This window comes from Psychromonas sp. MME2, assembly GCF_040566515.1.
Taxonomy (GTDB): Bacteria; Pseudomonadota; Gammaproteobacteria; order Enterobacterales; family Psychromonadaceae; genus Psychromonas.
This window is the reverse complement of record NZ_JBEWXI010000002.1, coordinates 405,235-418,210: the sequence shown is the minus strand read 5'-3', so window position 1 is coordinate 418,210 and position 12,976 is coordinate 405,235. Positions and strand designations below refer to the sequence as shown.

At 40.3% G+C, this 12,976-nt stretch carries 10 protein-coding genes and 1 pseudogene; 1 reads left to right on the top strand and 10 read right to left on the bottom strand.

Features of this window, described 5'->3' with window-relative positions:
* Window positions 1–5: 5 nt before the first annotated feature.
* From aroB to pilM, 7 genes and pseudogenes are all read right to left on the bottom strand, one after another.
* Window positions 6–1,075 (bottom strand): annotated as a pseudogene (gene aroB / locus AB1A03_RS02295) (3-dehydroquinate synthase).
* Window positions 1,075–1,590, bottom strand: a complete 516-nt coding sequence (gene aroK / locus AB1A03_RS02290; protein WP_354622959.1) for a shikimate kinase AroK — start codon at window positions 1,588–1,590, stop codon at window positions 1,075–1,077. The pseudogene aroB and the gene aroK overlap by 1 nt, the downstream one beginning before the upstream one ends.
* 156 nt (window positions 1,591–1,746) lie before the next feature.
* A complete protein-coding gene (locus AB1A03_RS02285; RefSeq protein WP_354622958.1) occupies window positions 1,747–3,870 on the bottom strand; it encodes a type IV pilus secretin PilQ in 2,124 nt (707 codons plus the stop codon).
* Window positions 3,871–3,897: 27 nt separating this feature from the next.
* Window positions 3,898–4,416, bottom strand: coding sequence for a pilus assembly protein PilP (locus AB1A03_RS02280; protein ID WP_354622957.1), 519 nt, complete (start codon window positions 4,414–4,416; stop codon window positions 3,898–3,900).
* Complete coding sequence (locus AB1A03_RS02275) at window positions 4,413–4,988, bottom strand: type IV pilus inner membrane component PilO (RefSeq protein ID WP_354622956.1); 576 nt, start codon at window positions 4,986–4,988, stop codon at window positions 4,413–4,415. Before AB1A03_RS02275 ends, AB1A03_RS02280 begins: the two co-directional genes overlap by 4 nt.
* A complete protein-coding gene (locus AB1A03_RS02270) occupies window positions 4,985–5,545 on the bottom strand; it encodes a PilN domain-containing protein (RefSeq protein ID WP_354622955.1) in 561 nt (186 codons plus the stop codon). The genes AB1A03_RS02275 and AB1A03_RS02270 overlap by 4 nt, the downstream gene beginning before the upstream one ends.
* Window positions 5,545–6,603: a type IV pilus assembly protein PilM gene (pilM, locus tag AB1A03_RS02265; protein WP_354622954.1), complete on the bottom strand. Its 1,059-nt coding sequence runs from the start codon at window positions 6,601–6,603 to the stop codon at window positions 5,545–5,547. Before pilM ends, AB1A03_RS02270 begins: the two co-directional genes overlap by 1 nt.
* 196 nt (window positions 6,604–6,799) lie before the next feature.
* Between pilM and AB1A03_RS02260 the strand changes: the two genes are divergently transcribed.
* Window positions 6,800–9,361, top strand: coding sequence for a penicillin-binding protein 1A (locus AB1A03_RS02260; RefSeq protein WP_354622953.1), 2,562 nt, complete (start codon window positions 6,800–6,802; stop codon window positions 9,359–9,361).
* On the opposite strand, the gene AB1A03_RS02255 is transcribed toward AB1A03_RS02260, so the two are convergent.
* The 3 genes from AB1A03_RS02255 to nirB form a co-directional block, all read right to left on the bottom strand.
* Window positions 9,358–9,945, bottom strand: coding sequence for an acyl carrier protein phosphodiesterase (locus AB1A03_RS02255; RefSeq protein WP_354622952.1), 588 nt, complete (start codon window positions 9,943–9,945; stop codon window positions 9,358–9,360). The two genes, AB1A03_RS02260 and AB1A03_RS02255, sit on opposite strands and share 4 nt — an antisense overlap.
* 108 nt (window positions 9,946–10,053) lie before the next feature.
* Complete coding sequence (gene nirD / locus AB1A03_RS02250) at window positions 10,054–10,401, bottom strand: nitrite reductase small subunit NirD (RefSeq protein WP_354622951.1); 348 nt, start codon at window positions 10,399–10,401, stop codon at window positions 10,054–10,056.
* Window positions 10,402–10,413: 12 nt separating this feature from the next.
* On the bottom strand, window positions 10,414–12,954 hold the full coding sequence (gene nirB / locus AB1A03_RS02245; RefSeq protein WP_354622950.1) for a nitrite reductase large subunit NirB: 2,541 nt from the start codon (window positions 12,952–12,954) through the stop codon (window positions 10,414–10,416).
* Window positions 12,955–12,976: the final 22 nt, after the last annotated feature.

Sequence of the window (12,976 nt, the reverse complement as noted above, 5' to 3'; positions counted from 1 at the left end):
ATGAATTACTGTTCAATAACGCGACGCAATGTTGCTTCGCTAACATTATCAAATAATTCACAATGACCAATTGCGGTCGGCAAAACTAAACGTAACTTGCCATTTAATACTTTCTTATCTAATTGCATATGCTCCGCATATTGGTCGTAGCCCATATCCTGAGGTGATACAACGGGCAAATCGAAGCGTTCAATTAAAGCCATTATTTTTTCTACTTGTGGTTGCTTAAGAAGCGATAAATGTAACGACGTTTGCGCTGCTAACACCATACCGACAGCGACAGCTTCACCGTGTAGCCAATTACCATAACCCTGTTCAGCTTCAATCGCATGCCCAAAGGTGTGCCCCAAATTCAGCAACGCACGAATACCACTCTCTTTTTCATCTAATGAAACAACTTCAGCTTTAATCTCGCAACAACGTTTTATCATGTAAGTTATTGCCGATGCTTGTAGAGACTTTATCTTATCAACGTTATTCTCTAACCAAGTAAAAAAGCCATTATCATAAATAATACCGTATTTAATCACTTCAGCCATTCCAGCGGCAAATTCGCGGGCTGGTAATGTTTTAAGACAATTAATATCAATTATAACGGCCTGAGGCTGGTAAAAAGCACCAATCATATTCTTACCGAGTGCATGATTAACCGCCGTTTTCCACCGACTGAAGAGTCTACTTGAGAAAGTAATGTCGTCGGCACCTGTATAAACGCAATTCCTCGTTGATAACAGGCCGCAGCAAAGCCTGCCATATCGCCAATAACACCGCCACCTAACGCTACGATGGTCGTATCTCGTGCATGTTTTTTTGCTAGCAATGCCGCTAAAATAGTCTCAAATGTCGCTAGCGTTTTATATTTTTCACCATCCGGTAAAATAACCTCATCAACTTTATATTCACATAAGGTCTCTTTACATGCTTGCAAATAGAGGGGGGCAACAACATCATTAGTAACAATCATGACATTTTTACCGGCGATCGCACCGCTAAAAAGCGCAGCTTGACTAAGTAACTCTTCACCAATTGAAATGGGATAGCTACGGTCACCTAACTCAACGATTAATTTATCCATTAAAAATCCAATAATACCGCAATTTGACTTGCCACAACTTTAGCACTTTGATCATCCGTCTCAATAGTGTAATCAGCAATTTCATCGTATAAAGCGTTACGCTTTTCCGCTAACTCCTCAAGTACTGCACGAGGGTCGCCAGACTGCAATAGTGGACGACGTTTATCTTTTAGGGTTCGAGCCAGTTGTTTATTAACGCTGGTCTTTAAATAGACAACGATACCTCGAGCAGATAAATGAGTTCGGTTCTCAGGGTCAATAACAGCCCCCCCTCCCGTCGCTAAAACAATGCCATGTTTTTGTGTTAATTGGTCAATCATGTCGTGCTCACGAGTACGGAAACCTTGTTCGCCTTCAACATCAAAAACCCATGCGATATCCGCACCAGTCTTTTTCTCTATCTCAGCATCTGAGTCATGAAAATTAAGGTGGAGCATTTGTGCTAAATGGCGACCAATCGTGCTTTTACCTGCACCCATTGGACCGATTAAGAAAATATTACGTTGTTCAGCCATGTTAAATTATTACTCAAGTGATTAATTACAGGAAAACCTTTATAAATAAATGTGCGCTACATTATCGCAATTGTTAATAACTTATTGCAAGCCCAGAAACAAATAAGCCTGAATATTATTCAGGCTTATCGCTATTACGCTATTGAATTGTGCAAACTAGTACTTCGTTTGCATCACAATGCGCGGGGTTACAAAGATTAATAACTCTGATTTGGCATTCTCTTCAACGGTTGTTCTAAATAAATAACCTAAGTAAGGAATATCCCCTAATACCGGTACTTTAGATACAGAATTAGTTATACGTTGTTGATAAATACCACCCAGAACCAGTGTTTCACCATTTTCAACGAGTACCTGCGTACCAATTTCTTGCGTATTAATCGAAACAGCTTGACCTAACCCTGTTGGAATAACTTCACCCTTCGAGTCTTGCGTAATAACCAAGTCTAAAATAACTTTATCATCGGGTGTAATTTGCGGCGTTACCTGCAAGCTCAATACCGCTTTTTTAAAGCTGACCGAAGTTGCACCTGAAGAAGCCGATTCAGTATAGGGGATCTCCGTACCCTGTTCGATATAAGCTGTTTGTTGATTTGCCGTTGTAATACGCGGGCTAGCTATGATTTCAGCCTTGTTCTCTTTCTCCAATGCTGATAATTCTAAATCCAATATCTCACCATTTGCCAATTTAGCAACTTGGAAAGCAATTGTACCTGCAGCACCAGCGACGGGTAAATTAACATTTAGTCGATCTTCAATGCTTGGCACCGTACCATTATTGGCATCTGTTACACCCTCGATGGTACCCGATGTTCCAGTATCACCACCTACACCTGTAACACCCCAGCGAATACCCAGCTCTTCACCAACACTTTCATTTACGGTAACCATACGTGCTTCAATCACAACTTGACGCACAGGGATATCGAGAATTTCAACCATCTCTTTAACGGCATCAATAACAGCAGCAGTATCTTTTAATAACAAGGTATTCGTTCTAACATCGGTACTAACTGAACCGCGTTCAGATAATAAGCTCGTAGTACCCGTTGATAACAAAGTCGCAATATCTGATGCTTTAGCATAATTAATTTGAATGAACTCACTGTAAAGTGGTGCCAACTCTGCAACCTCTTTTTCAGTTTGTAATTGTTCACGCTCTTTTGCTGCCAATTCTGCCGCAGGTGCAATCATTAATACATTGCCATCCATGCGTTTACCAAGCCCTTTTACTTTAAGGATAATATCCAGAGCTTGCTCCCATGGCACATCATCTAAACGCAAGGTAATATTGCCACTCACAGAGTCGGTAATAACCAAATTGAAAGCATTAAAATCAGCGATTAATTGCAATACAGTACGGACAGGAATATCTTGGAAATTTAACGAAATAGCTTTCCCTTGATAAACACTGGTTTTTTGATCCTTCGGTTTTTCTGATACTTCAATCATAAACAAGGTATCAAGTTGATCATAACGGTAGTTATATTCATCGCTTATATTGAAGACAAAACGAGCTTTACCATCTTCTTTAAAGGTTTCAACTTTTTCAACAACCGTTGCAAAGTCAAAAACATCCATGATGTATAAAAAGTCATCGGGGATAAATGTACTTTGAAACTCTGCAATTAACTGTTGATCACGACGGCGAATATCAACAGCAACACTTGAGTTATCTAAGTAAACAAGCAGTTTTCCCTGACCTTCTGAGCCACGTTTAAAGTCAATCGATTTGACACTATTAACATAGCCTTTAGGTGGCGGAGTTTGTGTGCTAGGTGCCTTATCATTGTTTAACGCAGCAGCGACAGACATTGTTTCGTTACCATCCTGCTTTAACGCAGCTGCCAATGCAACTTCCGTTGGATCGACCTCCGCCGCTTCCGGGGTAATTTCACCGAAACGTACAAAAAGTAGTTTATCTTCACGCACAATTCGATATGGCATCAATGTTTTCAAAGCAAGGGTTATACGCAAACCATCCGAAGTACGCTCAGTTTCTACAGTCTCTACACCATTTGCATTAATAGTCATCGGGTTGAGTTCTAATACTGAACTAGCATTATCAAGGTCTATAACCAGTTTATTGGGGCGATAATGAAGCTTATCACTGTATTCGCCGACCGCTTCACTAAATTCAAATGTTAATTCAGACTTACTATCCACGAGTGGATTAACATTTAATTTGAGAAGCTGTGATTCGGCTAACACCGCTGATGAAAACATTACCCCCAGTACGTACAAATAACTTACCAGTTGCTTTAGCTTTATAATTTTCATGAAGTTTATTCCATCCCTGCTTTAATATTATTCAGACTTTAGCGTTATTTGAGTTATACGCTCTTGCCAACATCCATCTTTATCTGAAGCCAATTCCAGTATTTCTACCATCTCTTTTGTTATTTTTAATATTTTCCCGTGATTTAAACCAATATAATTACCTGGTTTTACCCTATATAATTCGCCACTAGAAATCTGTATAAGCGCCCACAGCTCATCATCAAACAACAATGTACCGCGCATATAAATATTATCAAGAGAATACATCTCAAGAGGCTGTTTTTTACGCTCAAAGTTTGGCTGAGGACAACTTTTAGGTGCATCTTGTACAGGTGCAACCACTTCTGGTTTTGGCTCAGAAAAAGGGTTACGCCCTTCATTTTGAGTAAAAGGTACTGCATCAATTTTTTCTAACGCAGGCACTTTATCATTAATAGGGTAAATTTGTGCTTTAGTCTTGACCACAAAATCATTTAAATCTTCAACATTTGCTTCGACACAACCGAATAAAGCAACGGGGATTAATAAAACGATCAACAATCTCATTTTTTAACCTCCTTATAACGGTAGGTTTTGGCAACAACGGTTAGCATTAGTAACTCATCACCCTTCTCCTTTGCTAATTTCGCGTCATCCAAAATAACAATACGTGGTAATGCTGCGATGTCGGCGGCAAAATTACCTATTGCCTTATAACTTCCAACAACCCGTATACTAATAGGCACCTCTACTGAGAGCTCTTCATCCTTAACGACCCCCCAATTAATACTTCTAAACTGCAAGCCATTATTAGACCCAATGAAAGTAATATCATCGAGTAGACTGGCTATTTCAGAGGTACTGGGTAGTTTTTGTAATAATCCCTCAAAAATCACTTTAATCTCTTTCATTTGCTCACGATACGCTTCCAAGTTAGCAGATAATGCGGCCTTGGTTTTAAATTGATCTTTAAGTGTGATCTCTTCTTGTTTGACTCTTTCAAGCTGCTCTAACTGTGGAGTAATGACATAGTAAAAAAAGGCACCACTAAGCAGGACACAAACAATCCCAATAAATACCGCTCGATAAAGAGCAGGCCAACTACCGACATTTTCAAGCTCTAATTCATTTAAATTCATTTTTGCTCCCCTTTCGTTTCAGGAACGACACTAAATTTCATTACGAATTTGCTCAGTTTTATCGGTTTAGTAGGACCTGCAACAATTGAGCTCAGGTAGGAGTCCCCAAGCCAGCCAGAACTATCAATATTACGCATCATTTTAGCAAGACGATTATTTGATTCACTCATCCCAATAACATCAACTTGCTCATTAACAAAATTAACACGATCAAGATAGATACCGCCAGGAACGACATCCACCAGCATATTTAATAACTGAATCGTGTAATTACGTTTTTTCTCTAACTCTTTTATTAGATTTATACGACGCTCAAGCTCTGCTTTTTCTGCCTTTATTTTGCGGACTTCAGCAATGCGGCGATCTAAAATAAGCGTTTCATTTTGTAGAAAAGTGTTGCGCTGCTGTTGGGCTGATATCAATGTATCAACATACATTTTTCCGCTATAAGAAATTCCTAACACAACAATAGCAAAAAGCACTAACACACCAAAAAAATCTTTTTTCTTTTTCTTTTTATATTCTGCACGCCATGGCAGCAGGTTAATATTTGACATTATTGCACCCCCCTTAAAGCTAGCCCTAACGCTGTCATATATTTAACACCAACGTCTCTAAGCAAAGCTTTATCTGCGGCGTTTTTATATTCAAAACCAAGGAAAGGATTTGCCACTTCAACATTTAACTCAAGCTGCTCAGCAAGTTGCGTCACTAACTCAGGCAGTAACTGACAACCTCCCGTTAATATCACTTTTTCTAATTGAATATTATTGGGGGCATTGGTAAACATACGCAAATCATAACGTAAATGATTGATAGTCATGTTAATAAAAGGGGCGACAATATCGAGTTCACAGTCCGCATTCCATTCATGGCTAACTTTTATTTTTTCAGCTTCTTCAAATTTATAACCATAATGTTCCATCATCATTTGTGTGCAAATGGCCCCACCGTGATTTTTAGAACGAGAGAACACCATTCGGCCTTTATGCATTATATTAAGCGTCATCTGTGCTGCACCGATATCAACAATAGCAATTCCTTTGTCATGATCATCACGAGAAAATAAAAGCTCACAGGCACGAGCTAGAGCATGGCTGGCCACATCGACAACTTTTACAGTTAAATGAGCCGCTTCAACACAATCAACTTGAGATAAAACCGTTTCTTTACGAGCGGCACTTAATAAAACATCATTAAATTCGCTATTATCGACATTTTCCGATAACACCTCAAAATCTAAAAAGACTTCATCAATAGGAAAGGGAATACTATTTTCAGCTTCAAGCTCTACCTGAGTTTCTAACTCGAGTTCGTTCATGTTCGCATTCATCGTAACCACTTTTGTAATTACATCAGTACCCGTGACAGCAATCGCTGCATTTTTATATGAACTGGGGAAGTTTTTACGCAGTTGATCAATAATTTGCGTAATTTTAGTTAAATCTTCAAAGCGATTATCAACAATTAACCCTTTAGCAAGCGGCGCTTCTGCGACAGCATCAACTTGAAATGTCCCCCCCACTTTAGACAACGCAATCGCTTTGATGGAGTTGGATCCAAAATCGATGCCTATTAGTGCATTTGACTTTACCCTTTTCATTGCTTCAAACATAACATCCTTGCCATATTATTTGATTATACATATTTGATATCTACCATTGCCCATAATATATCTAAAATCAGCAAGTTCAATAATGTAAAGTGATATTTACGCTGTAACTCGCACAATATCACTATATACTGTGCAACTAATCCCAAAAAACTAACTAATATGAAAACATTTTGTAACATTTTCAAGGTAAATAAAAATGAATAGATGGGTTAAACGACTTCTCTGGCTTATTATTTTTAGCATCCTAGCTGCTATTGGTACGATTACGACCATTTATTATATGGTTAAAGCAGATTTACCTGATGTCGCTACCATTCAAGATATTCAATTACAAGTTCCGATGAAAGTGTTTAGCATTGATGGTGAGCTGCTTTCTCAATTTGGTGAAAAGCGCCGCATCCCACTGACCCGTGATGAAGTACCAGCGCAATTAATTAATGCATTTCTCGCCACTGAAGATAATCGCTATTATCAACATTTTGGCATTGATCCGATCGGAATATTAAGAGCAGCCATCGTTTATGCTACAAGTGGTTCAGCAAAACAAGGCGCTAGCACAATCACTCAACAAGTAGCACGAAATTTCTTTTTGACACGAGAAAAAACCTTTATCCGTAAAATTAAAGAAATTTTTATTGCAATCCAAATTGAACAAATATTAACTAAAGACGAAATTTTAATGCTCTACCTCAATAAAATTTCATTAGGTCACCGTTCCTATGGTGTGGGTGCAGCAGCACAAGTCTATTACGGAAAAAACGTCGCAGAGTTAACATTACCGGAAATGGCGGTGTTAGCAGGATTACCCAAAGCACCATCGCGTTTAAATCCCATTTATTCACCAGAAAATGCCCGCCAACGCCGTAATATCGTATTAAAACGGATGTTAGAAGAATCATATATCACTCAATTCGAATATAATGAAGCAGTCAATAGCCCAATAACCGGAAAGCTTCACGGCGCTGAAATCACCTTATCGGCACATTACGTGGCCGAGATGGCGCACAATAAACTTATCGAGATGTATGGTGCAGAGCAGAGTTACAACAATGGCTTAAATGTTTACACGACAATCGATAAAACATCCCAAGAAGCGGCAAATAACGCCTTGATAAATAACCTGCTCGATTACGATAAACGCCACGGTTACCGCGGTGCGGTGAATGTCCTATGGGACGCCACAGCAACACCTTGGCCGCATGAAAAAATTATAGCAAAACTAAAATCAGAGCCTGACTTTAGCGGTTTGCAACCCGCCGTTGTTATTGAAGTAGGCGATAATGATGTAAAAGTCTTAAGCAAAGACAAAGGTGCGGAAACATCATCTATAAATTGGCATGGATTAAAATGGGCGAGGCGTTATATCAGCGATACCGCGCAAGGAAAGGCACCACAAAAAGCATCGGATATCGTTGCCGTTGGTGAACAGATTTGGGTCCGTCAAAGCGCGCAAGGCTTAGAGCTAGCACAATACCCTGATGCAAGTGCAGCCTTTGTGTCACTTAACCCAATGAATGGGGCAATTACCTCATTAGTGGGTGGTTTTAGTTTTGTGCAGAGTAAATTTAATCGTGCAACACAAGCAAAACGTCAGGTCGGTTCGAATATTAAACCATTTATATATTCAGCAGCCTTAGATAATGGTTATACATTAGCTACTCTGGTTAACGATGCGCCGATTAATCAATGGACAGGTAGCAGCGCATGGCGCCCAAGAAACTCCCCCGAAGTCTATGAGGGTCCAATTCGTTTACGTCGTGCGTTAGGTCAATCTAAAAATGTGGTCTCTGTACGTTTAGTTGAAGACCTCGGCTTACCAACAATCATCAATCAACTCGAAAAATTTGGCTTTAACGGTGAAGAACTACCCCGAAACCTAACGCTAGCATTAGGTTCTGCATCAATTAGCCCATTAGAGCTAGCCACTGGCTATGCGATTATCGCTAATGGTGGATATAAGGTTGATCCCTATATTATTGAACGGATAGAAGATGGTTACGGTAATGTCTTATATCAAGCCGCACCACATACAGTCTGCCAAGAGTGTAACGAACTATATGAAAAACAACGCTCTCCAGAGTATCTAACTAAAGTACTCGCAGAAAAGGGAGATATCAGCAAAACCTGCGAAATTGCCTATATCAGTGAGGCGCAAATAGCCCCTTCCGTGATTAGTGAAGAGACTGCTTTTTTAACTCGCGAATTATTGAATAGCGCGGTTTTTGGGGGGGGTAGTTGGCAGCATAAAACTGGTTGGAATGGCACAGGATGGCGCGCAGCCCAAGCTTTACAACGTCGAGATATCGGTGGAAAAACTGGGACAACAAATGATTCTAAAGATGCTTGGTTTTCCGGGTTCGTTGGTAAAACAGTGGCAACCTCTTGGGTTGGGTTTGATAATTTCAGTCGCGACCTAGGTAAAGCATCCTATAATAACAATTTAGATAAAGAACAGATTTATGGAGGGGAATTTGGTGCAAGAACAGCACTTCCCGCATGGATTGAATTCATGCAGGAGACGGCATCATCAACCCCGGTATTTACAGCACCGATTCCTAAGGGTATATCAACGGCACGTATTGACCTTAGTAGCGGTTTATTATCCTATGCAACGGATTACACTACACGCTTTGAATATTTCAAAAATGGAACCGTTCCGAAAAATTATGTCGATAAGTCGCGTAATAGTGAAGAGGAACTATTTAAACAGGGCGGCACAAAAGGCACTGCAACATCGAAACATGAAGAGCTTTTTTAACTGAGTATTTGGGCTTGCTGCAATAATTCAGGATACAGTTGCAAAAACTGCTCAGCAAAAATGTCATAGTGATTGAGCAGTGTATCCCCCGTTGATGCTAAAGGTGCCATCCTTTTCCCCCGACGGGCAATGCGCTGCAAACTAAAAATGATGTTATCGATATCGGCATAATGCTCTAACCACCTTCCTTGCCACATTGCCTCAGATGTGCTTAAAAATCGTTCGGGTAACGAATAATTCTCCTGCTGCATTTCTATTGCGATTTGCCTTTCAGCCTGCTGACAAAAATCCATTAAAGCACTTTGATGGTAAACAGGCCAATTTTTTGCCAAACAATGATCCCAAAACATATCCAAGGTGATTGGCGCGAAACGACGCAACTCAGTTGGAAAATATTGTTTTAATGACTTAACGATTGCGTGCTGATCCGTGAAACTATCAACAAAGCGATGTAAACGAATGCCTTGTACAACCGGAACGCTATATTTACCCTCTGGTGAACCTTTTACAAAATCCCCTAAAAAATTGCCCAGTAAACTGCTGTTCGTATGGTCAGCTATATGTAAATGGGCAAGATAATTCATTGTTAGACCTTTTCAACTATGATTTATACCAGTCTAACAAAATAAAAATAAAAGCTCCCACTTGGGAGCTCAAATAGATAAAACAGACACGCCAACTTGATTTTCTTACTAACTGGCTCTTTTTAATTGCACCTCATCATTTTCAAATCTAATAGGATATATTTTTAATGCGTGTACTGGTGACTCTAAACATTCACCAGTCTGAAGGTTAAATCGTTGTTTATAGAGGGGAGAAGCAACATAAACAATATCTTCTGTTGAGCCAATAATACCCCGAGAGATAACATTTGCCTGACCAAATGGGTCAAAGTTAGCTAACGCATAAAGGGCGTTATTACGTTTATCGAAAAAGATAGCGACTTGCTCATCATTAAACTGCGCACAAATACCCGCATTGGCAGTTAAATCCTCTTTTTTACAAATGGTTGTCCATTGATTATGTAATTGTGTTTGCATGATACCTTGCTCCTATTGTGTTAGTTCGACAATGTTAATCTCTTCTGCCTGTGCACGCGGTGCAGGGAAACGTTGTGCGCGCTCCTTGATATATGAAAGTCGATTATCAACATCACTACTATTAACGAAATGTTTGAAACGTTTCACTTTTTCAGCATCTTCAATGGTCGTTTTCCACTCACACTGATAGTTCTTGATGTTATTAGCCATTTCAGTTTCAAGCTCATCGGCAATATTAAGCTTGTCATTAATAATCACCTCCTTAAGATAATCTATCCCCCCCTCCATATTTTCTAACCACACCGAGGTACGTTGTAGACGATCTGCCGTACGAATATAAAACATTAAGAAACGGTCTGTATATCGCTGTAATTCATCTTCACTGAGATCGGAGGCCAGCAGGTCTGCATGACGTGGACGCATCCCACCATTACCACAAACATACATATTCCAACCTTTATCCGTTGCGATAATGCCGACGTCTTTGCTTTGTGCTTCGGCACATTCACGGGTACAGCCAGAGACACCAAACTTAATTTTATGAGGGGAACGCACGCCTTTGTAGCGATTTTCTAATTTAATCGCGAAGCCAACACTATCGCCCACGCCAAAACGACACCAAGTACTGCCAATACAAGATTTAACGGTACGCAATGACTTACCGTAAGCGTGCCCAGTTTCAAATCCAGCATCGATCAGCTTTCTCCAGATAAGAGGTAATTCATGTAATTGCGCACCAAATAGGTCGATTCGTTGCCCGCCCGTTAATTTGGTATAAAGATCGAACTCTTTCGCGACTTCACCAAGCACAATTAATTTTTCGGGGGTGATTTCACCACCGGCCACACGAGGCACAACGGAATAAGTCCCATCTTTTTGCATATTACCAAGATAAATATCATTGGTATCTTGCAACTCAATTAACTCATCTTTGAGAACATAATCATTCCAATAGGAGGCCAAAATAGATCCCACGGCAGGTTTACAGACCTCGCAACCGAGCCCTTTTCCACAGGTTTCCAGTACCTGATCAAAGGTTTTGATTTTCTTAATGCGAATAATATCCACCAGCTCTTGGCGTGAATAAGCAAAATGTTCACAAATATCATTTTTAACTTCAAAACCTAACAGCGCCAGCTCTGAATCCAACACCTGTTTAGCGAGTGCTGAACAGCCTCCACATCCCGTAGAGGCTTTGGTTGACTCTTTCAATGCCGACATAGAGGTGCATCCTGCAGCCACCGCCTCTTTAATGGAAGCTTTAGTGACATCAAAACAGGAGCAGATAACGGCACTATCGGGTAATGCATCAACACCTAAACCTGCGGACTGACCTTCGCCTGCACTTGGTAAAATCAATACCGCTGGATTCTCAGGTAAATCCATATTATTAAGCTTTAACTGCAATAATGAACCATAGGCATCAACATCACCGACTAATACCGCACCAACAATTTTTTTACCATCGGCAGAAACAATTAAGCGCTTATAGATCTGCTCAATTTCATCATTGTAAGTGTATGACTGAGCGCCGACCGTTTTACCGTGTACTTCACCAATACTTGCCACATCCACGCCCAGTAATTTTAGCTTGGTACTCATATCTGCACCGTTAAACTGTTGTTCGCTATCTCCTTTTATATGTGCTGCCGCCACTTTGGCCATCTGGTAACCCGGTGCAACCAAGCCAAAAATAAAATTATTCCACAGTGCACATTCACCAATGGCGTAAACATCTTGCACACTAGTTTGGCAATTATTATCAATCACAATGCCGCCACGCTCACCAATTTCAAGACCGGCTGAACGCGCCAATTCATCCTGAGGGCGAATACCTGCCGAGAATATAATAGTATCTGTCTCTAAAAAGCTACCATCAGCAAAGTTCATGCGATAACGGCAGGTATCACCAGCGACAATCTCCGTTGTCGCTTTTTCGGTGTGTACTTGCACCCCTAAATCTTCTATCTTGCGACGCAATAAAGCTCCGCCACCTTCATCTAGTTGCACGGCCATTAAGCGTGGCGCAAATTCCACAATATGAGTTTCTAATCCCAAATTCACCAAGGCATTACCCGCTTCAAGACCCAATAATCCACCGCCAACCACCACGCCTACTTTACTACTTTTACCTGAACGTAAAATCGCTTCTAAATCATCGATGGTACGATACACGTGGCAATGTTCTTGGTCATTACCAGGAATAGGAGGAACAAAGGGATATGAGCCTGTCGCGACCACTAACTTGTCATAACCTTCAACCCGACCGCTTGCTGTAATGACCTCTTTATTGGCGAAATCTAACTCAACGACTTTATCATTAAGAACAAAGTTAATGCCGTTTTCATGATAATAATTAGCGTCAGTTAACGCTAAGTCAGCGGCACTTTTACCCGAAAAAAAATAACTGAGTTGCACGCGATCGTAAGCTAGCCGCGACTCTTCAGAAAAAGTGATCACTTCATAGTCTGCGCTCGCGTCAGTGATAATTGAATCAATAAATTTGTGGCCAACCATTCCGTTTCCTACCACTACAATTTTTGCTTTACTCATAATCGTCATTTCCTTTGTCTTG

Bases quoted from the DNA above. Each gene is read 5' to 3' on its own strand.
- aroK (WP_354622959.1), bottom strand. From the start codon at position 1,590: ATGGCTGAACAACGTAATATTTTCTTAATCGGTCCAATGGGTGCAGGT.
- AB1A03_RS02285 (WP_354622958.1), bottom strand. From the start codon at position 3,870: ATGAAAATTATAAAGCTAAAGCAACTGGTAAGTTATTTGTACGTACTG.
- AB1A03_RS02280 (WP_354622957.1), bottom strand. From the start codon at position 4,416: ATGAGATTGTTGATCGTTTTATTAATCCCCGTTGCTTTATTCGGTTGT.
- AB1A03_RS02275 (WP_354622956.1), bottom strand. From the start codon at position 4,988: ATGAATTTAAATGAATTAGAGCTTGAAAATGTCGGTAGTTGGCCTGCT.
- AB1A03_RS02270 (WP_354622955.1), bottom strand. From the start codon at position 5,545: ATGTCAAATATTAACCTGCTGCCATGGCGTGCAGAATATAAAAAGAAA.
- pilM (WP_354622954.1), bottom strand. From the start codon at position 6,603: ATGTTTGAAGCAATGAAAAGGGTAAAGTCAAATGCACTAATAGGCATC.
- AB1A03_RS02260 (WP_354622953.1), top strand. From the start codon at position 6,800: ATGAATAGATGGGTTAAACGACTTCTCTGGCTTATTATTTTTAGCATC.
- AB1A03_RS02255 (WP_354622952.1), bottom strand. From the start codon at position 9,945: ATGAATTATCTTGCCCATTTACATATAGCTGACCATACGAACAGCAGT.
- nirD (WP_354622951.1), bottom strand. From the start codon at position 10,401: ATGCAAACACAATTACATAATCAATGGACAACCATTTGTAAAAAAGAG.
- nirB (WP_354622950.1), bottom strand. From the start codon at position 12,954: ATGAGTAAAGCAAAAATTGTAGTGGTAGGAAACGGAATGGTTGGCCAC.